Below are 26,028 nucleotides of genomic sequence, written 5' to 3'. Positions count from 1 at the left end.
AGTGAGATTTTAGCTAATATTTCTTTGTATTAAAGAGAATGGCTATGCATGAAAAAAATATTGAAATTCGGCCTTTAACTCAAGACAGTTTTGCTGCTTTTGGGGATGTGATTGAAAAGAGTAACAAAGACTTTATTCCGATTAATCAGGGACTCACTGAACGCTATCATGCCTTATCTCTGGCGCAAGTGTCAGGCGATCAAGTTGCTGTAGGGATGAGCATTTTTCATAATCTATTTGCAACTCCCATTCCATTTCATATTGAGATGTTAGAACGACATCCTTATGGTTCACAGTCTTTTATTCCATTGCAGCAACAGCAGTTTATTGTTGTTGTGGCGTTGCCATTTGATCAAACAGGACCTGATGAACAACGGATTCAAGCTTTTATCAGCAATGGGCAGCAGGGAGTTACCTACCATCAAGGGGTATGGCATCATCCTTTAATTACTTTGGAAGCAGATAGTGATTTTTTAGTTGTTGATCGTATTGGTGGTGGCAGTAATTGTGATGTCCATCATTTATCTCAACCGTGCTGGATCACTGAAGCTTTAGTACAGTCAGAGATCGTCAATTTGTAACCATTGAACCATGCTTTTATATTTTCTTTTAAATGGCCTATTCTGTTCAGTAATCTAGTGCATTCAGAAGCTTTTTTAGGTTCTTTGGCTGATACATTATTTTAGCTTAAAACCAAAGGGAAAATTTACTCATGCAGCAGTTAAACAAAATTGTTGTCTCAAAAAAAGCCTTTGAGAGTAGTGACTCTTTTAGACTGATTGAATCTAATATTTCAGTAGTGAATGTATTGAGAGAAGAAGGTATTGATATAGAGTCTATCCACCCCGATGCTATGAGCAGTTTCTACGTAGATTTTTATTTGGCTCAATACAACAATGGTAATTTTTCACAGTTTGTATGGAACACACAATGGTCGCCAGAGTTAAATGTGGAAATCAGCAATAGCCTTAAAAAAATAGGCGCAGAGAAGCATTTGCACTTGTTTGTTCAACAATGTGAAAAAGTAGACAACCTACCCGATGGTGAACTGGAAAAATATATTAACAGCGAATATTTTGGTCCTAACCTAATCAGAGATGCACTTAAAAATGATGCGTTTTATGATTTAAATAAGACTGAAAATTTAACCCTGTTAAATGGGCAATGGCTAAGAAACCACCGCGATTTGCTGGTGCTTGAAATTGACCAAATTTTTGATGAAATAGAAAAGTTTTTAGGACGAAAAATCCAGCGTGAATATTAAAATACGATGGAGAGATCACGGAAAAGATCAGAAACGAGAAAAATAAATCGATAATTGTCTAATAGCAGACAGAGACCATTTGCCTCTGTCTACAAGGAATCACCGATTAGTATTTCCCTTTAAAATTCGCACTGATGCGTTGTTTTAGATATTCTTTGGCTGTAATTGCTGGATATTTCTTTTGTGGGCTTTCAATCAGCACATCTTCATTGGCTTGGCAGAAGAATGCCAGACTATAACGCGGCCCTTGATATTCATCTGCTTCTGGATTTTTGACTCGGTGGAAATTAGAAGGTAATTGATCATCACTCCAACGCATTAACATATCGCCGATATTACAAGTGATCACATCATCTCGTGGTTCGATACTGGTCCATTGTTGCTGTTCCATATCTTTACCTGGACAGACTTGCAGACCACCTTGACCGTTACGTTGAAACAATAAGGTTAAACAATCAAAATCGGTATGTGCGCCTGCACGCCAAAGACCCAATTGATCTTTTAAAGCAGGATCAATGGCATAGTAATGCAACATTCTTAAAGTACTTTGATAGCTGTCTTGTTCAGGATCGTGGGCAAGACTAAAGAAATTATCGGCAAAACCCAGTTTATAAGCAAAGCAGGAGAGTATTTTCATACCCACGTGCCAACAGGCCTGTTCAAATTCAAGCATGGTATTTTTAAAATCAGGTAGCTCTTGCTCGGTTGGATAAAGCCCAGCCATACGTGGACGAGTGATTTGGTAGGATTCTTTCTGGTCTGGGGTACTGGTTGATGGACGAACTTGAGCTTTGCTTTCCCAACCTGCATTTCGATGGAGTGGGTAGCGTGCTTTGACCGGTTCTGGCAGATCAAAAAATTGTTGTGTCATGTCAAATGCAGTTTGAATCTGCTCAAATGGAATACCGTGATGCGAGACCTGAAAAAAACCAATATCAGTGGCAGCCGCCCAGAGTTGCTCCGCAATTTCATATTTGCGTTGTTCGAAGTCAGATAAATCAATTACTCGAACTTCTCGTTCAAAAGTTTCTTGACCCAAAGCTCCCATACGCGCTTCTTTTTGCAGTTCTTCTAAGCTGTAGTCATGTTCAGCTAATGCAGTCATATTGGCGCTATTCATATTTTCAACCTCATCTTTTGGATAAACCGTGACCCAATCAAATAGATTGAAAGAGACGGGGTCACATTCAAAAAAGAGCCGCACTTTTTCCATAAGAGAAAGCTTTATAAAAAAGTGAGCTGATTTCTGAGCAATGACCCGCATAACAGCCGATGTAACGGACTATGCTGAACGCTTCTACTCTGACAAAAAGAATGAAGCACTTTTTGTGCCAGTTTATAAAGTGAAACAGGTCAATATGACGAGAAACGCTGCAATTTCTTGTGAAAATATTGAAATTTGAAACCAGACAGGCTCTAATCAGTTTAGATTTTGAGCTAGGTTTAATGCCTTTGTTTATAAATTTTTTGGACAAATAATGGTGTTAAAATTCCTGAAAAGAATTATTGCAGAGGGAATATATGAACAAAATTGATCATTCTTATTTTGGTGCATTGAATACGGATGCGATCAGTCACGATTATGCTGATGTTGTATGGCATAAGGAGTTTTCACTGACTAGAGATAATGTCCAAGCAAAACTTTGGGCAACATCCGACAAACCTATGGACGCACATCGACTGGATGCCTTTGCCAGTCGTTTGAAGCATTTATCTGAACTTGACATGACTGCTCGTCAACAAATTGGCAGATACCTCGAAGCGGATCGGGATTTTATTGAGTTTCATTTAATAGAAATTCCTGAGCAAATACCTCATCATGATTGGTCATTTATCAAAACACTTATGCCATTTGGTGATGTTACGACTGTAAATATTGCTGATTTTGTGTTGGCGATGCGACTGCAAAACATATCATTATATGTATGCCAACCTGATTTATGGTTAAGTGATGGTGTGGAGGAGTACACCATAGTCATGGACTATGTGTTTAGCCCTGAGGTTAGCGATCAAATTCTTGCTGTTAAATTCACGGAGACTGGTGAATTTGTCACGGTGAGTTGGGAAAGCTGAACATTGGTAGTTAAATCATTTTCAAATGGCAATTCAAGCACCCCGAGAGTGCATCTCCACTTACTTAACGCACCATTAAACTGCATACAAAACCAAAGACACAATGCAGTTGATTCACCTGAAAACAACTAATAATAAATCCAAGCTAGAGAATTGCTATAAAAAACAAGATCAAATCAATCTTGGCATAGAGCTTGCTAAATCATAATTGAGTATAAGCGGTCAGTATGTTGCAAACATACGGGACATTGCTCTACAGCGTTTGCTGTTCCTCTTTTGGGGACAAAGCCAATTGATTTGGCTTTGAGAGAAATGTGTAGCTTATACACTGATTGACCCCCTAAAAAGAATAGCAAGATGAATCCATACAGATTTAGGGGGCTTAATATGAATATTCAGCACTATGTGGGCAAAGGGCGACGTACTGTTATCGTGGGCGCGTTATTGGGGCTAGGTACAGTTCTGAGCTCAACCAGTTTTGCAGCCGATAAACTGGTTTTACAAACCACTTGGTTTGCACAAGCCGAACAAGGAGGATATTACCAAGCACTGGCACAAGGAATTTATAAAAAATACGGGCTTGATGTCGATATTAAAATCGGTGGGCCACAGGTCAATAACATGACCTTATTATTATCAAAACGTGCCGATATTATTATTAATTATGACCTACAGGTTTTAAAAGGCATCGAAAGTAATTTTCCCATCAAAGCGGTGGCTGCACCATTTCAGTTTGATCCACAAGGCGTGTTAACTCACAGCGATGTAAAGTCTTTGGCCGATCTGAAAGGCAAAACCATTCTAGTCTCGACCAGCGGACAAGCAAGCTGGTGGCCGTGGTTAAAAGGCAAATACAAATTAGATGCCGCACAGGCACGCCCTTATACCTTCAATATGCAGCCATTCCTAGCAGGTAAAAATGTAGTCCAGCAAGCCTATGCCACCTCAGAAGTGTTTCAGGCGAAAAAAGCAGAACCTTCGAGTAATTTCTTTTTATTTGCTGATGCAGGTTATCCAGCTTATGGCGGTATTTTAGTGACTCGCAATGATGTCATTCAAAATAAACCTGATGTGCTGCGCCGTTTTGTTCAAGCATCGATGGAAGGATGGAAAAACTATTTAGCTGATCCACGTTTGGGCAATAGCATCATTAAAAAAGAAAACCCGAATATGAATGATGAACTACTGACTTTTGCAGTCGGGCAAATGCGCAAATTAAAACTGATTGATGGTGGCGATGCCAAGACCCAAGGCATTGGCGTCATGACAGATGTACGTTGGAAAGCAACCCGAGATTTTATGGTGAATGCAGGTTTACTCAAAGCTCAAACCAATTGGAAAACCGCTTATACCACGCAGTTTGTTAAAGCTGCCAAATAACCTGAGATACTTCCCTTAGAAGGAAGTCATGGTGAAAGGGTTAACACAATAGGGCACTCGCACGAAGGGGAAACCACATGAATTCTGCTTTACCAGTTGATACGCCAATACATGAATCTTCAACCTTTATCACGCCGATGATTATGGCCAGAGGAGTTGAAAAAACCTATCCCAATGGGACCAATGCCTTACAGCGACTAGATTTAAACATTGCCCGTGGTGAAATTGTTTCATTACTAGGGCCATCAGGCTGCGGTAAAAGTACCTTGCTCAAAATGTTTGCTGATCTGGAACAACCTTCTGCAGGTTTGGTGCGCTGGAATGGTAAGGCTGAAATACAATCTCAATGCAAAATGGCCATGGTATTTCAAGAAGCAACGCTAATGCCCTGGGCCAATATCGAAGACAATGTACGTTTACCTTTGGATTTACAGCATATTGCCAAATCAACCAGTACGCCCAAAGTCCAAGCTGCTTTAAAAGCCGTTGGTTTGGAAAAATTCAGCACCGCTTATCCACGTGAACTTTCGGGTGGCATGCAAATGCGTGCCTCTTTGGCCAGAGCCTTGGTAACTGAACCTGATTTATTGTTAATGGATGAACCTTTTGGGGCATTGGATGAATTTACCCGTCATAAACTCGACAGTGATATCCGTCAATTATGGTCAGAACGAGATTTAACGGTGGTGTTTGTCACGCATAGTATTTATGAAGCGGTGTATCTGTCTTCACGAGTTATTGTGATGGGGGCACGACCAGGGCGCGTAGTGGCAGATCTGAAGATTAAAGGGCCTTATCAACGTGATGAGTCTTTCCGAAGCTCAGACATTTTTATTCAACAATGTTCGCATCTATCACAATTATTAGCTGAGGCAAGCGGAGGACGTGCTCATGATTAAACCATTGCTACAACATCCAACCGTACAACGTATTGCTGCTCCACTTGGGCTTGGTCTGATTTTTCTCATGTTTTGGCAACTGAGTTTTCAACAATTAGAAGTACCTGTGTATGTGGTGCCTAAACCCAGTGATATTGTCATGGCAATGATCAATCAGTCCAATGTGCTATTTGGTAGTTTATGGGTAACTTTAAAAATCACTTTATTGGCTTTTACTTGCGCCGTGATCATTGGAACATTAGTGGCCTTTGTGTTTGTACAAAGCCGTGTGCTCGAAGCCTGTTTTATGCCGTATGCCATTTTATTTCAGGTCACACCGATTGTTGCAATCGCACCTCTGGTCATCATCTGGATTCAAAATACCACTTTGGCATTGGTGGTGTGTGCCACGCTGGTTGCGGTTTTTCCAATACTGACCAATACCACCTTAGGTTTGCGTAGTGTCAATAAAGGTTTGCTTAACCTTTTCCAAATCAACAAAGCCAGTCGCTGGCAAATTCTAATGCGTTTAAGGGTGCCGAATGCTTTGCCTTATTTCTTTGGTGGCTTACGGATTTCTTGTGGTTTGGCACTGATTGGTGCTGTAGTTTCCGAGTTTGTTGCAGGTGCGGGTGGCACCAGTGCAGGCTTGGCTTATCAAATCTTACAAGCTGGTTTTCAGTTGGATTTACCCTTGATGTTTGCTGCATTATTCCTGATTACCTGTACGGGTCTGGGCTTATTTGTATTGATGTCCTTATTAAGCCAGTTGTTTTTAAGCAAATGGCATGAGAGTGAGCAAGTATGAGTTTAATCCAATTAAATCAAAGTTATTTAATTCAAAATGCCCATGCCATTTTGACGGGATTATCTGGAGATGCAGCACGTTGCACATCCACCGATATCCGCATTCAATCAGGACAAATTACGGAAATAGGGCGGCTAATCGCTCAGCCGAATGAGCAGATTGTGAATGCCAAAGATTGTGTGATTTACCCAGCATGGGTGAATACCCATCATCATTTATTTCAGTCTTTACTCAAGGGTGAACCACAAGGGTTGAATCAAAACCTGACCTCATGGCTTGCCAGTACGCCGTATCGATTTCGTGGTGCATTCGATGAAGCGACTTTTCGGATTGCAGTGCGTATTGGCTTAATTGAATTATTACGTTCAGGGTGTGCAACGGTAGCAGACCATCATTATTTATATTGGCCACAAATGCCGTTTGATGGCGCTGCAATTTTATTTGATGAAGCCGAAAAATTGGGTATGCGCTTTGTGCTGTGTCGTGGTGGTGCAACCTTAACGCGTGGTTTGGAAAGTGAGTTACCTCAAGCCTTACGTCCAGAAAAATTTGAAGACTATATAGCGGATATTGAGCGTTTGGTGCAGCACTATCATCAGCCAGATTCAAATGCTTTCCGAAAAATCGTGATGGCACCAACTTCAACTTTGCATTCAACCACAGCACAGCAATTAAGGGAAAGTGCCAAAATCGCCAGACAATTGGGGATTCGGATGCATAGCCATTTATCCGAAACAGTGGATTATCTGGATGCAGCTAGAGCCAAGTTTGCTATGACCCCAGTCCAGTTCTGTGCCGAGCAGGACTGGATTGGCAATGATGTTTGGTTTGCGCATCTGGTGAAATTACTGCCTGAAGAAATTCAGTTGTTGGGCCAAACTCAAACAGGCATTGCGCATTGTCCGCAGAGTAATGCACGTTTGGGTAGCGGTATTGCTGATCTTGTTGCTCTGGAACAGGCAGGTATGACCATTTCTATTGGGGTGGATGGTGCGGGTTCCAATGAAGCCGCAGATATGTTGTCTGAAACCCATGCCGCTTGGTTATTACAACGGGCCCGAAAAGGGATGCTGGCAACACCACAATATCAGGGTGGACAATTTGAAGGCGGTGCAGATGCTGCCAGTATTGAGGATGTGATCCGTTGGGGAACGGTAGGCGGTGCCAAGATATTGGGACTCGATCAAGTCGGTACAATTGAGGTAGGCCAACAGGCGGACTTGGTCATTTATCAGTTAGATGATCCTCGTTATTTTGGCTTGCATGATATGGCGATTGGGCCTGTGGCAAGTGGCGGACGAGCGCATATTAAGGCGATGTTTGTAGCAGGGAAAATGGTGATGGAAAATGATCAGATTCCTGATCTGGATATGATGGAGTTGGCTTGGCAAGCCAAGCAAGCGGTGAAGTTGTTACAACAGCGAAGTATGGACATGGCGAAAATAGCCTAAGATGAGTAAAATTTATCAGCCGCATACTTTTTAAACATGGAGGTCAGCGATGACGCTAACGCTATTTTTGCCTGAATTAGATCAAGCAATTCATACGAAAGTATTAGCCGCTGTTAAATATTATCAAGAACGATACTCAGATCAGCATTTTTATGCATTAGGTCTAGGCATGGTAGAGGATATTTGTGGTTTTTTCATTATAGGAAATACTTTAGAGCATTTAGCAGAAGCTTGCCGTGATGAAGATGAAGCATACAATTATTGGTATATTTCCGAATGGAAAACAGAGCAATTTGATGGTTTGCCCAATCTAGTCCATAACGTCGTTGCAGCACTTGCTGAAAAAACCAATGATGACGTTGAATATGATAGTCTGCGCCAAACTTACCAAGCGCATATTTTAGCAGTACTTACTGATATGCGTAATCGAGGGCAATTACGTAATGCGCAGGGTGATGAATTGCTAGTATGGGTACAATATGCTGATGCGTATGATGAAGAATTTGATGATATTAGTTTTGCACTGTTAAACGCTATTGAATTAGATCAATTGTTTAAGTTCAGATATGATACCAAAAAAGATAATTTAACAGCGCGACTGCGTCAAAGAATGAGTGATTTGGCGCTAATCTAAAATGTGTTGCCCTGCTACGAGCCAAAAAAATGCAGTTGAAAATGGATATAGATTTTAATGGATTTGTGATATTTGATCCGCTAACTGTTGATTTTATAGATCCTTCGGCGACAATTGGCGAAAACCTGCTTGAGAAATATTTAATGTCTGATGTCGGCGATTTGGTTCTGGCGGGTGGTGCATTTGTACCTGTTTTGGCAATAGATGATGGAACATATAATATTAAAGTTTTCTGCAACGAAGAAGTAGAACGCACGAAGTTCGATATTGTGGAGAATCATTTTTATGCGCTGAGGGTTGAGAGCTGTGCCTATATTGGTGATCTTGATGCCTTAATGAATTGGAAAAATGAAGTATCTGGATTAGTTAAATTGCCTCTGTTTTCAGGTGTTTATGCTGTTTCTATCATTGGCTATAGAATATGCAATGATTATGAGTTATTAGAAGCAGGTTATAGAATATACTTTAATCAAAGTAGCAATTTACCAGAGATTTCTGCAGATATAGGGTTGAATATGCGAGTAAACTATCCTTTTGGCGATAATCGAGATGAATAACAAGCTTAGGGTGCGTTAGCGCAGCGTAACGCACCATTTTCTGAGAGGGCGTTAAAATTCTGCCCATCCAATCACGCTACTACGATCAACTGTACACTCTAGTTCAACCATACCGTATTAAGTGCGTACGAAGATTTCCACCCGTCGATTCAACTGTCGACCGGCAGGGTTGTCTTGGCCACTGACCTCGTTGGGTGCCACTGGCTGCGACTCGCCGTAACCATGTGTGCTGGCGTCGGTTGCAGCACCACGCTGGCGCAAGGCCATGCTTACTGATTTGGCACGACGCTCAGATAAATTTAGATTGTAAGCATCACTGCCCTTGGCGTCGGTATGACCACGGATTTCTATTGTCTTGGCTGGCACTTTCTGCAAGGCTACAGCTAAGGTGTCCAGCACCTTGGCTGCATCAGGGCGGATATCCGACTTGTCGAAATCGAACAACACCTGATCATTGAGTGTGATGATGAACCCGCATGGCATACCTAGAGGAGCAAATTTTTTTAATGGCGGAAACTTGCCGGCTGGCGCGACCTTGGGAATTGGTGCCATTTTCACTTGACGTGCTGGTGTACCGATGCTACCATTGCCTTTACCGTCGTTGCTCACTAACCCGTACGGACCATTCCATGTACCGCTGCCGTCGGCGTTGATGGTGACAATGCCTTGCGGGCCGTTCCAACTGCCTGAACCATCACCTTGGTTACGAATCACCCCGTGGTCGCCGTTCCATGTGCCACCGCCTTTGCCATCTAGCACAATGATGCCGTACTTGCCATTATATGTGCCCGAACCATCGGCTTCGACCGAGATGATCCCATCGTCAGCACCACCGTCACCATTGCCGTTGATTGTACCACTGCCATCTGCGTTGACGACGATGACGCCGCCTTCATAGTTGGCGGTACCACTACCGTCTGCATTGACATGAAAGATGCCTTCATCGCCGTTGCGCGACAGATTGCCTTGCGCATCCATGCTGGTAATGCCCGCATCGTTGAGTAATGCGCCGTCGGCGGCACAGTTGGCCGGTTTGACACTAATGCCTGCGACTGGATCAATGATGTCTTGCATTGATGTTTCCAACGCTCGTTGGGCTGGGCCAATGCCTATAATCTCTGGCACGACGATTTGCGGGATCACTGGGAAGTCGATATCTCCAGCGGACTTCACTGCTGATCTGGCTGTTTTCGGCTGGGTATTGGCATTATCCTCATCAGTTGAGGGTGACTTTGTGCAGGCGCAAACGAGCAATGCCATTCCCAGCACCATGAATCTGTTGATTGAAGACATGAATAATCACCCTACTTATATGTTGACTGTGTTTTGTTTTTAATTGAGTCGCGTTAAGTCCTTTGAATGCCGATCTTCGGCTACAAAAAACCACATGTACAACAAGGCGATGTAGTTCTTTAATTAAGGTTATTCATTGGCTCTTGAGCGAGAGATAGACAAATACCAGCACCGCTAGTCCGAAGAGGAGTCGCGCGATCCAGGGTATCACCAACCAAGCGCCGAGAGCCGTGATGGAGCGGCTCCAGACATGCGTTGATTGCAATCCCTTTGACTCAGGCGCTCTATGTTGTGTCTGCAGTGGATAGCCGCAATGCGGGCAGGAATTGGCTTGGGTCGAAACCTGACGGCTGCATTCGGGGCATGAAATAAGCGCCATAAGTGTTCTTCCTTTTTAAGTTATTTTCCATTTAGGCATTAACAAATGTCGTATAAACATATCTCGTCGATTTGCAATCAGGTCATAAAATTGTATCAGTTCAAAGATTGGAAAATTCGTCCGAATAACCCATTTTATTTAACAGAATGGGCTATTTAGATTGAGTTGAGGTGTTTTTCGATTGCCTTGCTACTATCTACGGTAAGGCAAATAGACCGTTTAAGGCTTTCAGCATTCTGCTAATTTTGTTTTATGTTCAACGGTATAATGTAACTCAACCATATCTTCACCCATTGGATGAACAGAGATCAATTTAAGTGTTGGAGCGAGTAATCTTCGAGGGAAAAGTGCTTTTCCTTTCCCAAGGGTGACTGAACCAATTTGTATAATGAGTTCATCAAGCAAATTTGCATCATAAAACTGGCCCGCTAATTCGCCACCACCTACAATCCAGATATTTTTATCCCCAATGACGGATTGTATTTCAGCATAAACAGGAGCGATTTTTCCTTGCACAAAATGGATATTTGCACCTTCAATCAAGGGCAGTTTACGGCTAGAAAATACCCAAGTTGGCTGAGAGTAGGGCCATGATGAACCTGTTTCGGCAGCAACTTGTTCGGCATTATTTAGCATCCATTGATAAGTTGCCGAGCCCATGACCAAAGCACCAACATTTGCAATAAACGTGGGATAACTTGAGTTGTCTAGTTCGCCTAATGCAAATAACCATTCTAGAGAGTCATCTTCGGTCGCAATAAATCCGTCTAGTGTACTCGCTGCAAAATATTGTACTTTCATCCTGATCATCTCCTTATTTTAAAAGGAGTATCTTAGAACTTATTTTCTTTGAGTAAATTGTTTAAATTGGCTAAACGACACCTTATGACGTTTTAAAAAGCCTAAGCTTGAAGAGGATGATGCGTATACCAATGCTCCGCAATCTGCTGACGGGTGCAAATCCAGACCCGATCATGATTTTGCACATAATCCAAGAAACGTTGCAGTGCCTTAAAGCGGGCAGGACGTCCTAAAATACGGCAATGCATGCCAATAGAAAGCATCTTGGGTGAGGTTGCACCCTCGGCGTATAAAACATCGAAAGCATCTTTTAAATATTCAAAAAAATCCTCACTACGATTAAAACCCGTAGGAGATGCAAATTTCATGTCATTGGTATCTAGCGTATAAGGAATAATTAAATGTGGGCGTGTAGCACCCGCTGCATTGCTGAGCGTTGTCCAAAAAGGTAAGTCATCGCCGTAATAATCACTGTCATATTGCACCTGATCATATTCCGCCAATAATTGGCGGGTATTAGGGCTATCGCGGCCTGTATACCAGCCCGTTGGCATTTCACCAAACAAATCTTTGAGGATATGCATGGCTTCATCCATATGTTGTTTCTCAGTTTCAATATCCATATTTTGATAATGAATCCAGCGTAAGCCATGCGATACCACATCATAGTTGTTTTGTTTGATCGCTTCGACCACCAAAGGATTCCGTTGCAAAGCCATTGCAACGGCAAAAATGGTCATAGGCAATTGACGTTTGGCAAATTCCTGCTGAATGCGCCAAAAACCGACCCGTGAGCCATATTCATAAATCGAGTCCATTGAAAGGTGCCGTGCAGGATAACTTTCAGCACCACTGATTTCAGACAAAAACTGTTCTGACCCTTCATCGCCATGCAGAATATGTTTTTCACCGCCTTCTTCATAATTCAGCACAAATTGCACCGCAATTTTCGCTTGATTCGGCCATTGGGCATGGGGCGGTTGATTGGCATAACCGACCATATCACGTGGATAATCTGCTGTTAAGTTAATGTCTATATTGGGCCAAACCATAGTAATGCCTGAATCGTGAAAAAGGTGAATCTTCACATCAACTTAACCGATAAAATCTTTGAGTGTCAAATATTATATTGATTTAAATCAGTGGTTTATGTGTTTTATTTTGGTGCAAAAATACTATATTATTGATGAATGTTCTTTAACATGCGCGATTTTAGTGCCTCCATTTCGATAATGATTTGATTCATCATGATTTGCGCAATCCGAGAAAGTTGCCGTTTTGGTGCAACACAAAGTGCAACGGTAATTGGATGTAGGCCATGGTCATTGATTGCTCTAAATTCAAACTCACCATTTTCAATATAAGGGGCTGCATCTAGATAACTCATGATGCTGATGCCTAAGTTCTGTCTGAGCAATGAAATCATCATATGGATATCATTGCACTCGATGGTATGACGTGGGTGAAAGTCCTGCTTTTTATATAAGGCCGTAACATGGTCATGAATAACCAAAGGCTCGGCGGGAACAATATGATTGAATTCCAGTGTATCGGAGAAGTAGATTTTTTCTTTATGGGCTAACGGATGCTGTTTGGGAATCACGAAACCCAAGGGCATTTCAATAAAAGCACCGATCTGTAATTGGTGTTGATGTTTAGGGTTGAGAATCAGACCAAAGTCGAGCTCAGCATTGATCACCAGATCCGCGATACGATCACTGTCCAAGACACGAAGCTTAAAATTAATCCAGGGATATTGCTGAATAATAGACTGCATCACCGCACTGACAAAGCTTTCACTGAGTGCTGCGATCATCCCAAAATCAATTGAACCACGTTGTATCCCTTGAATTTCATTCAAACGTTTCTGGGTAATTTGAAACTCTTTTTGCCAGCTGCGTAGATCGGCATACAGCAATTCGCCTGCCAAAGTCAGCTTGAGTCCACTGGGTAACCGTTCAAATAAAGCAACACCGAGTTCTTCTTCTGCCAACACGATCTGCCGATGTACCGCGGAGACAGAAATAAACAGTTGATCGGCCGCTTTTCTTAAACTGCCTGTTTTGGCAACGGCAATAAAATAATCGGCAAAACGTGAAAATGGCAAGGCCATTGCAAACTCACTTGAGATAAAGCAGATTTCAATACAAAAGCAATTTTAGTGCCTAGACTGTTCTAATTTTTAGAATGAGTCATGTAAATCATTCTAATAGACGAAAATAATGATCTATTCCACACTGCAAACAACAGAGGAAAGACGAAATAACGAGCACTGGATATGAACGCAATTCCATTCATCAATCTTCCAAATAAGCCATGCCATAGCCAATTTGATGATCAGGATTGGCAGATTCTTGCACAACATTGGTATCCCGTTGCACGCATTGAGGATGTAAGCAGCAAACCTCAGCAAGTGACTTTATTGGATATGAATCTAGCTTTGTATAAGACCGAAACAGGGCAGATTCATTTGGCTCGGGATATTTGTCCACATCGTGGTGTACCTTTGAGTAAAGGTTGGGTTGAGGGAGACACTTTGATTTGTCCTTATCACGGGCTACATTTTAATGAAGAGGGCAAATGTAGCAAAATCCCCGCTCAGCCTGACTTAACCAAAATCTCAGAGCGCTTTTCGCTGACTAAGTTTCCAGTGGTTTTGAAATATGGCTTGGTTTGGACCAGCATTTGGGGCAGAGATGAACATTTGGCGAATTTTCCCGTGTTAGAGACATGGGAGAATGAGGCACATCAAGCCATTTTGCCACCTTCTGTAGATATTGCAGGCTCAAGTGGCCGTCAACTGGAAGGCTTTATTGATGTTGCACATTTTGCTTGGGTACATCATCAGGCTTTTGCCGATCGAGATAATCCCGTCGTACCTAAATATTCGACTGAACGTACCAATTATGGCTTGCATACAAACTACACCAGTAACGTCAGCAACTATCCGCATGGCATGCAGCATTTAGCACCCGATGATTTCTTGTGGGAAAGAATCTTTGATGTTTATCCACCATTTTCAGCAGTGCTGACCATTCATTTTCCGAATGACGGGGTGCTCAAGATTTTAAACGCCTGTTGTCCGGTCTCGCATAACAAGACCCGTTTATTTGTACCATTAACTCGTAATTTTGATACCACGGGTGATTTACAGGCGGTTTATGATTTTAATGCACAGATTTTTGCTGAAGATCAGGAGATGGTTGAGGCGCAAAAGCCAGAAGAATTGCCTTTGGATATAAGTATGGAAGCGCATTTTGAAGCAGATCGTTCTTCGACTATGTATCGTCGTATTTTGGCAGAATGGGGGTTAAGCAAACGATACACCGTCTAGCTTTAGAAATAACTGTATTTTCTATGGAGATTAAAAAGAGTAAATAAAATAATGGAACTGGAAAATTTTATATGTATAGGCTTGTATATACAATTGTCATAAAATAAAGATACAATGCCTTAAAATATTTAGTATGAGTTTTAGTCAATGTCAAGAGCGACAAAGCAAAACGATTTAGATTTGTCCTTAGAAGAAGATAGTCCAGTTCCATTGTATTTGCGCGTGAAACAAATGATTTCACAAAAAATTTATGAGGGAACATGGACAGTTAATAAAAAGATTCCTTCAGAAAGTGAATTGGTCAATTTACTCGGCTGTAGCCGCATGACCGTGAACCGTGCCTTACGCGAACTGACCAGTGAAGGTTTATTGGTGCGTATTCAAGGTGTTGGTTCTTTTGTTGCCGAAGGGCAAGGGCGTACCGCTTTATTTCATGTCAATAATATTGCCGAAGAAATCATTGCCCGAAACCATAAACATCATGCCGAAGTCTTGGTGCTGGAACAAATTCAGGCCAATGCCGAGCAAAGCATGTTGATGCAGATGCGTGAAGGGCAAAAGCTTTTTCACTCGATCATTGTGCATTATGAAAATGATGTGCCTGTACAGATTGAAGACCGATTGGTCGATCCGATGTTGATTCCTGATTACTTGTCACAAGACTTTAAAAGCATTACACCGAATGCGTATTTGATGTCGAAAGCACCTGTGACCGAGGGTGAGCATGTGGTCACAGCGATTCTGGCTTCTGCACAAGAATGCAAATGGCTGAAAATCAATAAGACTGAACCGTGTCTATTGATTCGTCGTCGCACTTGGTCGAGTAAACAGCTGATTTCCAGCGCTCGATTGATTTATCCAGGTAGCCGTTACTATTTGGAAGGTAAATTTACCCAATGATTCAACAGTTAAGCGTATCTGATTATCAGCAGATGCTGTGGAAGAATGGTGCGGGCTATACCGTAGAGCTCGCCAGAAGCGACGGGGACAGTCTGGATGCGTTTGATTGGCGCATTTCGATGGCGGATGTCAAAACTTCGGGTGACTTTTCCAAGTTTGATGGCATGCAGCGCATCCTTACAGTATTGGAGGGTGCTGGTATTATACTGAAGATTGATGATGGTTCTGAGCATCTGCAAACCTTACAGTCCGCCCAATTTAGTGGAGATAGCACGACCAGTTGTGAACTCAGCAATGGGCCGATTCGGGACTTTAATCTGATCTATAATCCTGAAAAATGGTGTTCTCGTTATCAATGGATATGTGAGCCAACGAGTTCTGAGATTTTCAGTTCAGCCGATCTGATTTTTATTTTCAATCAGAGTCCAGAAACATTAGAAATTGAAGTAGAACAACAGCTTTTCTGTTTAGCCCAGCATGAGAGTCTTAAAATAGAGCAGCAAAAAGCATTGAAAAAACTGGTTTTAAAATCACAGCGTTTAAAGCAAGCTTGTCTGATCGAACTCACGAAAAATTAAGTTTTTTACTTTTTCTTAAAACACATGCAACCCCAGGTTGTATGTGTTTTTATTGCCAGTATAAAAATAAATCTATTTATTTCATAAGCTTGTAAATTATTTTCATAAAAGCATTGAAAAGCATCTTTTCAAGATAAAAGTTTTGTGTAGTATATGGATGTATATACAAGTTAATACATTGCTATACAGTAAAGCAGGTTAATTTGCTGATTCAAACTCAATGGAAGGAGTCCGATTGTGACAACAACGACAACAAAATTTCGTGATGTAGAAATTCGCGCACCACGTGGTACAAAGCTCAATGCAAAAAGCTGGTTAACAGAAGCGCCTTTACGCATGCTGATGAACAATCTTGACCCTGATGTTGCAGAAAATCCAAAAGAGCTTGTTGTTTACGGTGGTATTGGTCGTGCTGCACGTAACTGGGAATGTTTTGACAAGATCATTGAAACACTTAAAAACTTAGAAACAGATGAAACCTTATTGGTTCAATCAGGTAAGCCAGTTGGCGTATTTAAAACCCATAAAGATGCACCGCGTGTTTTGATTGCAAACTCGAATCTGGTTCCACATTGGGGAACCTGGGAGCATTTCAATGAATTGGATGCCAAAGGTCTGGCAATGTATGGGCAGATGACAGCGGGTTCATGGATTTATATTGGTAGCCAAGGCATTGTACAAGGCACTTATGAAACTTTTGTAGAAGCAGGCCGCCAACACTATAACGGCGACTTAACAGGTCGTTGGGTGTTGACCGCTGGTTTAGGCGGTATGGGTGGTGCACAACCTTTGGCTGCAACACTTGCAGGTGCATGTTCACTTAATATCGAATGCCAACAAACCAGTATCGATTTCCGATTACGTACCCGTTATGTCGATGAACAAGCAACGGATTTAGATGATGCCTTGGCGCGTATTGAAAAATACACCAAAGAAGGCAAGGCAGTTTCGATTGCACTGCATGGCAATGCCGCTGAAATTCTGCCTGAATTAGTCCGTCGTGGTGTACACCCAGACATGGTGACAGACCAAACCAGCGCACATGACCCATTGAATGGTTATTTGCCAATTGGCTGGACATGGGAAGAGTATCGTCAACGTGCTAAAACTGAGCCAGATGCTGTGGTCAAAGCAGCAAAACAATCGATGGCCAAACATGTTCAAGCGATGTTGGATTTCCAGAAAATGGGTGTTCCAACCTTTGATTATGGCAACAACATTCGTCAAATGGCACAAGACGAAGGTGTAAAAAATGCCTTTGATTTCCCAGGCTTCGTTCCTGCCTATATCCGTCCATTGTTCTGCCGTGGTATTGGTCCATTCCGTTGGGCTGCACTTTCAGGTGATCCAGAAGATATCTATAAAACAGATGCCAAAGTAAAAGAACTTATTCCAGATGATGAACATTTACATCGCTGGTTAGATATGGCGCGTGAACGGATTAGCTTCCAAGGTTTACCAGCGCGTATTTGCTGGGTTGGCTTAGGTTTACGTGCAAAATTGGGCTTGGCATTCAATGAAATGGTGCGTAGTGGTGAACTTTCAGCACCGATCGTGATTGGTCGTGATCATTTGGATTCAGGTTCAGTCTCGAGTCCAAACCGTGAAACAGAATCAATGAAAGATGGTTCTGATGCGGTATCTGACTGGCCATTGTTAAATGCCTTGTTGAATACTGCTGGCGGTGCAACTTGGGTATCATTACATCACGGTGGCGGTGTTGGTATGGGCTTTTCTCAGCACTCAGGTGTAGTGATCGTGTGTGATGGTACTGATGAAGCAGCGGCACGTATTGCACGTGTATTGACCAATGACCCTGCAACAGGGGTGATGCGTCATGCCGATGCGGGTTATGACATCGCAATTGATTGTGCCAAAGAGCAAGGCTTGAACTTGCCAATGATCACACAATAAACAGACAAGGACATTACGATGCTTTTTGCAATTGTGCATTGAGCATTGTAAGCGAACAATAGAGTGCAAAACAGGACGCCAATAATGGAACTTTTAATTCAAGCCGGCAAACTCACCTTAGCAGACCTTCGTAAAGCCTATTTCAATCCAATCAAAGTCAAATTGGATGAGAGTGCTGCAGCAGGAATCGATGCCAGCGTTGCTTGTGTCGAAAAAATTGTCAATGAAGGTCGTACCGCATACGGGATCAATACAGGTTTTGGTTTACTTGCTTCGACTAAAATTGCACCAGAAGACTTAGAGCAATTACAACGTTCTTTGGTACTTTCACATGCAGCAGGTGTGGGTGAGCCCCTAGATGATGCTATGGTACGTTTGATCATGTTGCTGAAAGCGAACAGCTTGGCTCGTGGTTTTTCAGGGATTCGCCGTAAAGTGATTGATGCACTTTTGGCTTTGATTAATGCTGAAGTGTATCCGCATATTCCATTAAAAGGTTCGGTGGGTGCTTCAGGTGACTTGGCGCCACTTGCACATATGTCTTTGGTGTTAATTGGTGAAAGTAAAGCGCGTTATAAAGGTGAATGGTTACCTGCGGTTGAAGCGCTAAAAATTGCAGGTTTAGAGCCGATTTCTTTGGCGGCGAAAGAAGGTTTGGCATTGCTGAACGGTACACAGGCATCAACTGCTTATGCATTGCGTGGTTTATTCGAAGCAGAAGATCTATTTGCTGCCGCAACGGTTTGCGGTGGATTAAGCGTTGAAGCAATGCTGGGTTCACGTGCACCATTCGATGCCCGTATTCATGAAGTGCGTGGTCAACGTGGTCAAATTGATGTTGCGGCTGCGTATCGTGACCTATTAACTGAATCAAGTGAAATTTCGCATTCACATGAAGATTGTAGCAAGGTTCAAGACCCATATTCATTACGCTGCCAACCTCAGGTGATGGGTGCTTGTTTGACTCAAATCCGTCAAGCGGCAGAAGTTTTAGAAATTGAATCAAATGCTGTTTCAGATAACCCGTTGGTGTTTGCCGCTGAAGGTGATGTAATTTCAGGTGGTAACTTCCATGCCGAGCCAGTGGCAATGGCTGCGGATAACCTTGCATTGGCGATTGCTGAAATTGGTTCGCTATCTGAACGTCGTATTTCTATGATGATGGACCGTCATATGTCACAATTGCCGCCGTTCTTGGTTGCCAATGGTGGAGTCAACTCTGGCTTCATGATTGCCCAAGTAACAGCTGCTGCGTTAGCAAGTGACAATAAAGCACTTGCACATCCTGCCAGTGTTGATAGTTTACCGACTTCTGCAAATCAGGAAGACCATGTTTCCATGGCACCGAATGCGGGCAAACGTTTATGGTATATGGCTGATAACGTTCGCGGCATTCTTGCAGTTGAATGGTTAGGTGCATGTCAGGGGCTAGATTTCCGTGAAGGATTGAAGAGTTCTCCAAAACTGGAGCGCGCGCGTAAACTGTTGCGTGACCAAGTACCTTACTACAGTGAAGATCGTTTCTTTGCACCCGATATCGAGCAGGCAAGTGAATTGCTCGCAAGTGGTTGCTTGAACGCATTGCTGGTTCCGAAGCTATTACCGAGTTTGTCTGAAGTGTGATCAATAAAACGGTCACATGGAGTGGCCGAATCTAACTAAATTTCCTCAAGGATTGGAGATTATAATGTCACAACACTCCACATTACAGCGGGGGTTAAACACCCGTCATATTCGTTTCTTGGCATTGGGTTCAGCCATCGGGACAGGACTCTTTTACGGTTCGGCGACTGCAATCAAAATGGCAGGGCCGTCCGTATTACTCGCATATATTGTTGCAGGGATTGCAATTTATATCGTGATGCGTGCACTTGGTGAGATGGCTGTCCATAATCCAGTATCGGGCTCGTTTAGTGAGTACGCATCACATTATATTGGTCCATTGGCGGGGTTTACCACGGGATGGACCTACGTTTTTGAAATGGTGATTGTCGCCTTGGCCGATGTCACGGCTTTTGGGATCTATATGGGATTCTGGTATCCCGATGTACCACGATGGATCTGGATTCTGTCACTGATCATGTTCTTGGGCGCAATCAACCTGATTCATGTGAAAGTCTTTGGTGAACTTGAGTTCTGGCTTTCAATCGTCAAGGTCACGGCTATTGTTGCCATGATTTTGGGTGGTTTTGGTTTAATGTTCTATGGTTTCCATGCTGACCACAGTGGTTTTACCACAGGCATTCAAAACTTATGGATTCATGATGGCTTTATGCCAAATGGAATTGCAGGTTTGGTTGCCTGTTTATCTGTAGTGGTATTTGCTTTTGGTGGGATTGAAATTATTGGTTTGACGGCAGGTGAGTCGCAAGATCCGAAAACGTCCATTCCTCGTGCCATTAATGCCGTTCCAGTCCGAATCTTACTGTTCTATGTATTGACAATTTTTGTGTTGATGTCGATTTTCCCATGGAATCAAATTGGTAGCCAAGGTAGTCCATTTGTTCAAATTTTTGAAAATCTAGGCATTGGATCAGCAGCTACGATTTTGAATATTGTGGTGGTTACCGCAGCAATCTCGGCAATTAACAGTGATGTATTCGGTGCAGGGCGTATGCTGTATGGCATGTCGAACCGTGGACAAGCGCCGCAAGTTTTCCAGAAAATCTCAAAGAATGGCGTGCCTTGGATGACGGTTGTGGTGATGGCTGGGGTGTTATTGATCGGTGTTGTGCTGAACTATCTGATTCCTGAAAATGTCTTCATCATCATTGCTTCAATCGCAACCTTTGCAACCGTTTGGGTATGGCTGATGATTTTACTTTCTCAGGTCGCAATGCGTCGTAAGCTGTCGAAAGAAGAAATTAAAGCCTTGGATTTCCCTGTGATTGGCTGGCCGTATGCACCTGCATTTGCGATTGTATTCATGCTGTTTATCTTGGCGATGATGGGATATTTCCCTGACTCACGACCTGCGATTTATGTCGGGGTAACGTGGTTAATTCTCCTTTGGATTGCTTATACCATTTGGGTGAAGCCCAAGCAAAACAGCGTAAAAGAAAATCAGACGTTGCAACAAAACATTGAATTGGAAAGCTAACAATCAAACTGCTCAGGTATTGATTATGCCTGAGCAGTGAGAGGAGTTTTAAATGAAAAAGCTTTGGAAAAACTGTCATATTGCCACCATGCAAGATGGACAATATTCCAGTATTGAAGATGCAGGGATGGTCACGCTGGGACAGCATATTCACTGGATTGGAGCATTTAAAGATCTTCCTGCCGATGCATATTCTGAAACCATTGACTTAAATGGGGCATGGGTAACGCCGGGCTTGATTGATTGCCATACCCATAGTGTATTTGGTGGCAACCGTAGTGTTGAGTTTGAAAAGCGCTTGCAGGGTGTCAGCTATGCTGAAATCGCAGCCAGCGGTGGCGGGATTGCCAGTACCGTTCGTGCTACCCGTGAAGCCAGTGAAGAACAGTTGTTGGCATCGGCGTTAAAACGAATTCGCTGTTTGCTCAAAGATGGTGTCACCACTATTGAGATTAAGTCGGGTTACGGTCTGGACTATGCCAATGAGCGCAAAATGCTGCGTGTGATTCGTCAGATTGCAGAAACTTTGCCAATGACAGTTCGCAGTACCTGCTTGGCGGCGCACGCTTTACCGCCTGAGTATAAGGATCAAAGTGATGCTTATATTGAGCATATCTGCAATGAGATGCTGCCAAAACTTCATCAGGAAGGCTTGGTCGATGCGGTCGATGCATTTTGTGAATACTTGGCCTTTTCTCCAGCACAAGTTGAACGTCTCTTTAAAACGGCTCAGTCTCTGAATTTACCGATCAAACTGCATGCAGAGCAACTCTCTTCACTTGGTGGATCTAGTTTGGCAGCACGTTATCAAGCGTTGTCAGCAGATCATTTAGAATTTATGACCGAGGATGATGTCAAGGCGATGGCTGCCGCAGGTACAGTTGCAGTGTTATTGCCGGGTGCGTTCTATTTTCTACGAGAAACCCAATTCCCACCGTTAGAGAGTTTGCATCAACATGGAGTGCGGATTGCCTTATCCAGTGATTTAAATCCGGGCACATCGCCAGCCTTGTCATTGCGATTGATGATGAATATGGGCAGTACCTTGTTCCGTTTAACTCCTGAACAAACCTTAGCGGGTGTGACCACAAATGCAGCGCATGCCTTGGGCTTACAAGATACACACGGTACGTTGGAAGTCGGTAAAGTTGCCGATTTTATTGCATGGCAGATTGAGCATCCATCCGAGATCGTTTACTGGTTGGGTGGGGATCTGCCAAAGCGGATTATTCAGCATGGCCAAGAAATCTCAATCTAGCGATGTAGCTCATTTATAAAGGATGCTAGAGACAATGAATCATTCATTTACATGGCAAGGGCGTAAAGATGGCGAGGGTGCTGAACACTTGAGGATTCACCAAGTCATCAATACCACGCCAAAAGCAGATTATGCCCTGATTGGCTTTAGCTCGGATGAAGGGGTAAAGCGCAATAAAGGCCGCTTAGGTGCGGCAGATGCTCCAGATAGCATTCGTGCGCAGTTAGCCAATTTGCCTGTACATCAACCCATCACGATTGCAGATATTGGGACTGTGGTGTGTGACGGTTCAAAACTGGAACAAGCACAGGCTGAACTGGCTGAACAGGTCGAAAGAAGCTTAAAACAGGGCATGAAACCGATTGTGTTAGGTGGTGGCCATGAAGTGGCTTTTGGCAGCTTTTCTGGCTTGTTTCAATATCTGCAAAACAATGAACCCAATAAGAAAATTGGCATCATCAATTTCGATGCACATTTTGATTTGCGTGAAGCTGAACAGGTGACCTCTGGCACGCCATTTTTGAATGCAGCCAGACTGTCTGAACAGCATCAGCAAGAATTTCATTATTTGTGTGTTGGCGTAGCGAAACATTCAAATACCAAGGTTTTATTTGAAACCGCAGATCGGCTGAATTGTACTTATATTTACGATTATGAGTTACAGAAACAAAGTGTTGAAACTTTAATCGAAAAGTTGACAGCTTTTACAGGAAAAGTTGACTATTTGTATATTACAGTTGATCTTGATGTATTTAGTGCTAGCATTGCGCCAGGTGTAAGCGCACCTGCGGTAAAAGGAATTGATTTATCAGTTTTTGACCCATTACTAGAGGCCATTAAGGAAACCGGAAAGATTAAAGTTTTTGATGTGGCGGAATGTAATCCACGGTTTGATTTGGATAGTAGAACTGCCAAATTAGCCGCTTATATAATTTTTAACTACATATTTGATTGATGGATCATGTGAATTCATCAAAAGGTTAAAACATGTCTAATTTATCTTATGTCTCTCAAAATGACGGTCCATGGGCAACCTATCTTGAACAGATCGAGCGTGTAGCTCCATATCTAGATGGTCTAGAAGGTTATGTGGATACATTGAAGCGCCCAAAACGTGCTTTGATTGTTGATGTGCCAATTGTTATGGACGATGGCACAATTCGTCATTTTGAAGGTTATCGTGTACAACACAACTTGTCACGTGGTCCGGGTAAAGGCGGTATTCGCTATCACCCAGATGTAGATTTAAATGAAGTAATGGCTCTTTCAGCATGGATGACAATTAAAACTGCGGTGGTAAATTTACCATTTGGCGGTGCAAAAGGCGGTATCCGTGTTGATCCACGTCAGCTTTCTCCACGTGAATTAGAACGCTTAACACGTCGCTATACCAGCGAAATCAGCCATATCATTGGCCCACAGAAAGATATTCCTGCGCCAGACGTAGGGACTAACCCGAATGTCATGGGTTGGATCATGGATACTTATTCATCGGGTCAAGGTCATACTGTGACAGGTGTTGTAACGGGTAAGCCTGTACATCTTGGTGGTTCGTTGGGTCGTATTAAAGCGACTGGCCGTGGTGTATTTATCACGGGTCAACAAGTGGCTGAAAAAATCAAACTACCTTTAGAAGGCGCAAAAATTGCGGTTCAGGGTTTTGGTAACGTGGGTAGTGAAGCTGCTTATTTGTTTGCAGAATCAAAATCTAAAATCGTGACGATTCAAGATCACACTGGTACGATTTTCAATCCAGAAGGGATCGACCTTGCTGCATTGAAAACACACATGGAAACTCACCAAGGTGTGGGTGGCTTTGCTGGTGCACAAGTAATCAGTGATGAAGCGTTCTGGACTGTAGACATGGATATTTTGATCCCTGCTGCATTGGAAAGCCAAATCACGGTTGAACGTGCGAAAAACTTGTCGGCAAAACTGGTACTCGAAGGTGCGAATGGTCCAACTTTCCCAGAAGCGGATGACGTTTTAGTTGAACGCGGTATTACCGTTGTTCCTGACGTAATCTGTAACGCGGGTGGTGTAACCGTATCTTACTTTGAATGGGTTCAAGATATGTCGAGCTACTTCTGGTCTGAAGAAGAAATTAACGAAAGACTAGACAAGCTAATGATTCAAGCCATCAATGATGTATGGCATAAATCAAGTGAGAAAGAATGTACCTTACGTACTGCGGCCTTCATTTTAGGCTGTGAACGTATCTTAAAAGCACGTAAAGAGCGTGGTATTTTCCCAGGCTAATCCTGCGAATCAATACCCAAACGACCTTAAGACGCATGTCTTAAGGTCGTTTTTTATTGTTCAGTGCACTCTTGGTTTTGGATCATTCCCCATGTCCCGATATTGTACGGGTACTACTAATATACTCATGGAAATAATCATCTTTTGTTTGAAAGAAGATATCAAAACTCGCACTCATCATTTGATCTATTTGGGCTTGTTTGTTAAATGTTATATTTAACTGTTCGAGATAATAAATTATCCATTCGTTTTTATTATTAAAATGGTAACAAGGTTTTAGATTGGCATATAATGTTTTTAATTCGGTCCTAATATGTGAAATATCGGGATTGAAAAACCATAATATAATTTCATTGATTTGGAATTTTTCTAATCGATATTCATCATTTTTGTTTGGCTGTATGGTGTAAAGCTGAGCCCCTGATGGCGTGCTCTTGGAATACATTAGTTTTGTCGTTGTTATCTGGAAGTGTTTTGCTTCCAACTCTCTCATAAGTCTTGAAATTTTAAGACATTTTGGTAGGTCTTTAATATTCGATTTTGATAACTTTATAAAGAACTCAACTGCACGGGATATAACAGTCATTTCACCCGAACCTACGATAATCCCATTTTTCCATGCATATAGTTTAGGTGTTTGATCTGAATGAATTTTATAATCAATGGTTGCACTTCTATTATCAGCAGCAACAATAATACTATCTTGCAATTGAATGGCTATAATAAAAGTCATACGATAAATTTTAAGGGTGGTAGATATTATTATTGTATTATTTAGGAGAGTTGTGTCAAATAAAGGGATGTTTATGGCTGGTGGGTCTCAAATAATTATTAATAAAGATGGAATTACTTTTATTACCCCTGCAAAATTTGAAGCAAAAGCAGGGCAACATAAATTTGTTGCTGGGCAGAAGGTTTCTGTTCAACTTCCCAGATTAGCTGTGGTGGATCAACCCTATATTCTTCAATATTTGGTGAAGAATAAAGACAACATTCCATTGGCAAATAAGCCGTATCTCCTGATTGACCAAGCGGGAAATTTGCAAAAAGGTATCACAAGCGCCGAGGGTTTAATGAAACTCACGACAACGTCGTCCGCTCAAAATCTGATTACGCATGTAATGGTGAATGAGATAGAAGAAGCACAGGAAGCGGAAGGAGAATAAG

Annotated in this window: 27 protein-coding genes; 20 read left to right on the top strand and 7 right to left on the bottom strand. The window is 42.4% G+C overall.

All coding sequences use genetic code 11. The features are described 5' to 3' along the window. Positions 1-44: 44 nt before the first annotated feature. Entirely contained in the window at positions 45-581 is a 537-nt protein-coding gene (locus NQU59_RS14990; RefSeq protein ID WP_257063962.1) for an ureidoglycolate lyase, read from the top strand. A 131-nt stretch (positions 582-712) separates the two neighbouring features. Beyond that, positions 713-1,264 carry a DMP19 family protein gene (locus NQU59_RS14985; protein WP_257063961.1) on the top strand — a complete coding sequence of 184 codons (552 nt, stop codon included), beginning with the start codon at positions 713-715 and terminating at the stop codon, positions 1,262-1,264. Between the two features lie 106 nt (positions 1,265-1,370). Here NQU59_RS14985 and NQU59_RS14980 read toward each other — a convergent pair whose 3' ends face one another. Further along, entirely contained in the window at positions 1,371-2,384 is a 1,014-nt protein-coding gene (locus tag NQU59_RS14980) for an isopenicillin N synthase family dioxygenase (RefSeq protein WP_257066313.1), read from the bottom strand. Between the two features lie 133 nt (positions 2,385-2,517). Here NQU59_RS14980 and NQU59_RS14975 point away from each other — a divergent pair, with 133 nt between their 5' ends. The 8 genes from NQU59_RS14975 (at position 2,518) to NQU59_RS14940 (ending at position 9,045) form a co-directional block, all read left to right on the top strand. Beyond that, positions 2,518-2,667: a hypothetical protein gene (locus tag NQU59_RS14975; RefSeq protein ID WP_257063959.1), complete on the top strand. Its 150-nt coding sequence runs from the start codon at positions 2,518-2,520 to the stop codon at positions 2,665-2,667. Between the two features lie 118 nt (positions 2,668-2,785). Further along, complete coding sequence (locus NQU59_RS14970) at positions 2,786-3,337, top strand: DUF2004 domain-containing protein (RefSeq protein ID WP_257063958.1); 552 nt, start codon at positions 2,786-2,788, stop codon at positions 3,335-3,337. A gap of 387 nt (positions 3,338-3,724) precedes the next feature. Continuing rightward, positions 3,725-4,717 (top strand): ABC transporter substrate-binding protein, encoded by a 993-nt coding sequence (locus NQU59_RS14965; RefSeq protein ID WP_257063957.1) that lies wholly within the window; start codon positions 3,725-3,727, stop codon positions 4,715-4,717. A 77-nt stretch (positions 4,718-4,794) separates the two neighbouring features. Then, complete coding sequence (locus tag NQU59_RS14960; RefSeq protein ID WP_257063956.1) at positions 4,795-5,616, top strand: ABC transporter ATP-binding protein; 822 nt, start codon at positions 4,795-4,797, stop codon at positions 5,614-5,616. After that, complete coding sequence (locus NQU59_RS14955; protein WP_257063954.1) at positions 5,609-6,403, top strand: ABC transporter permease; 795 nt, start codon at positions 5,609-5,611, stop codon at positions 6,401-6,403. Before NQU59_RS14960 ends, NQU59_RS14955 begins: the two co-directional genes overlap by 8 nt. After that, the gene (locus tag NQU59_RS14950) at positions 6,400-7,854 is read left to right on the top strand and encodes an amidohydrolase family protein (RefSeq protein WP_257063953.1); all 1,455 of its coding nucleotides are present in this window, start codon (positions 6,400-6,402) and stop codon (positions 7,852-7,854) included. The genes NQU59_RS14955 and NQU59_RS14950 overlap by 4 nt, the downstream gene beginning before the upstream one ends. Positions 7,855-7,903: 49 nt before the next feature. Beyond that, positions 7,904-8,488 (top strand): DUF4303 domain-containing protein, encoded by a 585-nt coding sequence (locus NQU59_RS14945; RefSeq protein WP_257063952.1) that lies wholly within the window; start codon positions 7,904-7,906, stop codon positions 8,486-8,488. 41 nt (positions 8,489-8,529) lie between these two features. Continuing rightward, entirely contained in the window at positions 8,530-9,045 is a 516-nt protein-coding gene (locus NQU59_RS14940) for a hypothetical protein (RefSeq protein ID WP_257063951.1), read from the top strand. 117 nt (positions 9,046-9,162) lie between these two features. Here NQU59_RS14940 and NQU59_RS14935 read toward each other — a convergent pair whose 3' ends face one another. The 5 genes from NQU59_RS14935 to NQU59_RS14915 form a co-directional block, all read right to left on the bottom strand. Further along, positions 9,163-10,338, bottom strand: a complete 1,176-nt coding sequence (locus tag NQU59_RS14935; RefSeq protein WP_257063950.1) for an OmpA family protein — start codon at positions 10,336-10,338, stop codon at positions 9,163-9,165. Between the two features lie 133 nt (positions 10,339-10,471). Continuing rightward, positions 10,472-10,717, bottom strand: a complete 246-nt coding sequence (locus NQU59_RS14930; RefSeq protein ID WP_010590119.1) for a zinc ribbon domain-containing protein — start codon at positions 10,715-10,717, stop codon at positions 10,472-10,474. A 228-nt stretch (positions 10,718-10,945) separates the two neighbouring features. Beyond that, positions 10,946-11,518 carry a dihydrofolate reductase family protein gene (locus NQU59_RS14925; protein ID WP_257063949.1) on the bottom strand — a complete coding sequence of 191 codons (573 nt, stop codon included), beginning with the start codon at positions 11,516-11,518 and terminating at the stop codon, positions 10,946-10,948. Between the two features lie 101 nt (positions 11,519-11,619). Next, the gene (puuE, locus tag NQU59_RS14920; RefSeq protein WP_257063948.1) at positions 11,620-12,570 is read right to left on the bottom strand and encodes an allantoinase PuuE; all 951 of its coding nucleotides are present in this window, start codon (positions 12,568-12,570) and stop codon (positions 11,620-11,622) included. Positions 12,571-12,698: 128 nt separating this feature from the next. After that, a complete protein-coding gene (locus tag NQU59_RS14915) occupies positions 12,699-13,631 on the bottom strand; it encodes a LysR family transcriptional regulator (RefSeq protein WP_005242166.1) in 933 nt (310 codons plus the stop codon). Between the two features lie 165 nt (positions 13,632-13,796). Here NQU59_RS14915 and NQU59_RS14910 point away from each other — a divergent pair, with 165 nt between their 5' ends. From NQU59_RS14910 to NQU59_RS14870, 9 genes are all read left to right on the top strand, one after another. Then, complete coding sequence (locus NQU59_RS14910; protein ID WP_257063947.1) at positions 13,797-14,852, top strand: aromatic ring-hydroxylating oxygenase subunit alpha; 1,056 nt, start codon at positions 13,797-13,799, stop codon at positions 14,850-14,852. Between the two features lie 147 nt (positions 14,853-14,999). Beyond that, on the top strand, positions 15,000-15,752 hold the full coding sequence (gene hutC / locus NQU59_RS14905; RefSeq protein ID WP_257063946.1) for a histidine utilization repressor: 753 nt from the start codon (positions 15,000-15,002) through the stop codon (positions 15,750-15,752). Continuing rightward, the gene (locus NQU59_RS14900; protein ID WP_257063945.1) at positions 15,749-16,330 is read left to right on the top strand and encodes a HutD/Ves family protein; all 582 of its coding nucleotides are present in this window, start codon (positions 15,749-15,751) and stop codon (positions 16,328-16,330) included. The genes hutC and NQU59_RS14900 overlap by 4 nt, the downstream gene beginning before the upstream one ends. 237 nt (positions 16,331-16,567) lie before the next feature. Further along, a complete protein-coding gene (gene hutU, locus NQU59_RS14895) occupies positions 16,568-18,244 on the top strand; it encodes a urocanate hydratase (RefSeq protein ID WP_257063944.1) in 1,677 nt (558 codons plus the stop codon). An 84-nt stretch (positions 18,245-18,328) separates the two neighbouring features. Further along, on the top strand, positions 18,329-19,867 hold the full coding sequence (hutH, locus tag NQU59_RS14890) for a histidine ammonia-lyase (protein WP_257063943.1): 1,539 nt from the start codon (positions 18,329-18,331) through the stop codon (positions 19,865-19,867). A 64-nt stretch (positions 19,868-19,931) separates the two neighbouring features. Then, positions 19,932-21,344: an amino acid permease gene (locus NQU59_RS14885; protein WP_005242160.1), complete on the top strand. Its 1,413-nt coding sequence runs from the start codon at positions 19,932-19,934 to the stop codon at positions 21,342-21,344. 52 nt (positions 21,345-21,396) lie between these two features. Then, entirely contained in the window at positions 21,397-22,602 is a 1,206-nt protein-coding gene (gene hutI / locus NQU59_RS14880; protein WP_005242159.1) for an imidazolonepropionase, read from the top strand. A 34-nt stretch (positions 22,603-22,636) separates the two neighbouring features. After that, positions 22,637-23,557, top strand: a complete 921-nt coding sequence (gene hutG, locus NQU59_RS14875; protein WP_257063942.1) for a formimidoylglutamase — start codon at positions 22,637-22,639, stop codon at positions 23,555-23,557. 32 nt (positions 23,558-23,589) lie between these two features. Next, the gene (locus NQU59_RS14870; protein WP_005242142.1) at positions 23,590-24,861 is read left to right on the top strand and encodes a Glu/Leu/Phe/Val family dehydrogenase; all 1,272 of its coding nucleotides are present in this window, start codon (positions 23,590-23,592) and stop codon (positions 24,859-24,861) included. 82 nt (positions 24,862-24,943) lie between these two features. Here NQU59_RS14870 and NQU59_RS14865 read toward each other — a convergent pair whose 3' ends face one another. After that, positions 24,944-25,594 carry a hypothetical protein gene (locus NQU59_RS14865; RefSeq protein WP_257063941.1) on the bottom strand — a complete coding sequence of 217 codons (651 nt, stop codon included), beginning with the start codon at positions 25,592-25,594 and terminating at the stop codon, positions 24,944-24,946. Between the two features lie 73 nt (positions 25,595-25,667). Between NQU59_RS14865 and NQU59_RS14860 the strand changes: the two genes are divergently transcribed. Further along, positions 25,668-26,027, top strand: coding sequence for a hypothetical protein (locus NQU59_RS14860; protein ID WP_005242140.1), 360 nt, complete (start codon positions 25,668-25,670; stop codon positions 26,025-26,027). The last annotated feature ends 1 nt before the right edge of the window (position 26,028 follow it).

It is taken from the genome of Acinetobacter colistiniresistens, assembly GCF_024582815.1.
Lineage (GTDB): Bacteria > Pseudomonadota > Gammaproteobacteria > Pseudomonadales > Moraxellaceae > Acinetobacter.
This window is presented reverse-complemented; position numbering and strand designations above follow the sequence as displayed.

Coding starts and splice junctions, on each gene's coding strand:
- NQU59_RS14965 (WP_257063957.1), top strand. CDS start 3,725: ATGAATATTCAGCACTATGTGGGCAAAGGGCGACGTACTGTTATCGTG.
- NQU59_RS14955 (WP_257063954.1), top strand. CDS start 5,609: ATGATTAAACCATTGCTACAACATCCAACCGTACAACGTATTGCTGCT.
- NQU59_RS14975 (WP_257063959.1), top strand. CDS start 2,518: ATGACCCGCATAACAGCCGATGTAACGGACTATGCTGAACGCTTCTAC.
- NQU59_RS14910 (WP_257063947.1), top strand. CDS start 13,797: ATGAACGCAATTCCATTCATCAATCTTCCAAATAAGCCATGCCATAGC.
- NQU59_RS14970 (WP_257063958.1), top strand. CDS start 2,786: ATGAACAAAATTGATCATTCTTATTTTGGTGCATTGAATACGGATGCG.
- NQU59_RS14865 (WP_257063941.1), bottom strand. CDS start 25,594: ATGACTTTTATTATAGCCATTCAATTGCAAGATAGTATTATTGTTGCT.
- NQU59_RS14885 (WP_005242160.1), top strand. CDS start 19,932: ATGTCACAACACTCCACATTACAGCGGGGGTTAAACACCCGTCATATT.
- hutI (WP_005242159.1), top strand. CDS start 21,397: ATGAAAAAGCTTTGGAAAAACTGTCATATTGCCACCATGCAAGATGGA.
- NQU59_RS14945 (WP_257063952.1), top strand. CDS start 7,904: ATGACGCTAACGCTATTTTTGCCTGAATTAGATCAAGCAATTCATACG.
- NQU59_RS14915 (WP_005242166.1), bottom strand. CDS start 13,631: ATGGCCTTGCCATTTTCACGTTTTGCCGATTATTTTATTGCCGTTGCC.
- NQU59_RS14960 (WP_257063956.1), top strand. CDS start 4,795: ATGAATTCTGCTTTACCAGTTGATACGCCAATACATGAATCTTCAACC.
- NQU59_RS14990 (WP_257063962.1), top strand. CDS start 45: ATGCATGAAAAAAATATTGAAATTCGGCCTTTAACTCAAGACAGTTTT.
- puuE (WP_257063948.1), bottom strand. CDS start 12,570: ATGGTTTGGCCCAATATAGACATTAACTTAACAGCAGATTATCCACGT.
- NQU59_RS14980 (WP_257066313.1), bottom strand. CDS start 2,384: ATGAATAGCGCCAATATGACTGCATTAGCTGAACATGACTACAGCTTA.
- NQU59_RS14950 (WP_257063953.1), top strand. CDS start 6,400: ATGAGTTTAATCCAATTAAATCAAAGTTATTTAATTCAAAATGCCCAT.
- hutH (WP_257063943.1), top strand. CDS start 18,329: ATGGAACTTTTAATTCAAGCCGGCAAACTCACCTTAGCAGACCTTCGT.
- NQU59_RS14935 (WP_257063950.1), bottom strand. CDS start 10,338: ATGTCTTCAATCAACAGATTCATGGTGCTGGGAATGGCATTGCTCGTT.
- hutG (WP_257063942.1), top strand. CDS start 22,637: ATGAATCATTCATTTACATGGCAAGGGCGTAAAGATGGCGAGGGTGCT.
- NQU59_RS14925 (WP_257063949.1), bottom strand. CDS start 11,518: ATGAAAGTACAATATTTTGCAGCGAGTACACTAGACGGATTTATTGCG.
- NQU59_RS14860 (WP_005242140.1), top strand. CDS start 25,668: ATGGCTGGTGGGTCTCAAATAATTATTAATAAAGATGGAATTACTTTT.
- NQU59_RS14870 (WP_005242142.1), top strand. CDS start 23,590: ATGTCTAATTTATCTTATGTCTCTCAAAATGACGGTCCATGGGCAACC.
- NQU59_RS14930 (WP_010590119.1), bottom strand. CDS start 10,717: ATGGCGCTTATTTCATGCCCCGAATGCAGCCGTCAGGTTTCGACCCAA.
- NQU59_RS14900 (WP_257063945.1), top strand. CDS start 15,749: ATGATTCAACAGTTAAGCGTATCTGATTATCAGCAGATGCTGTGGAAG.
- hutC (WP_257063946.1), top strand. CDS start 15,000: ATGTCAAGAGCGACAAAGCAAAACGATTTAGATTTGTCCTTAGAAGAA.
- NQU59_RS14985 (WP_257063961.1), top strand. CDS start 713: ATGCAGCAGTTAAACAAAATTGTTGTCTCAAAAAAAGCCTTTGAGAGT.
- NQU59_RS14940 (WP_257063951.1), top strand. CDS start 8,530: ATGGATATAGATTTTAATGGATTTGTGATATTTGATCCGCTAACTGTT.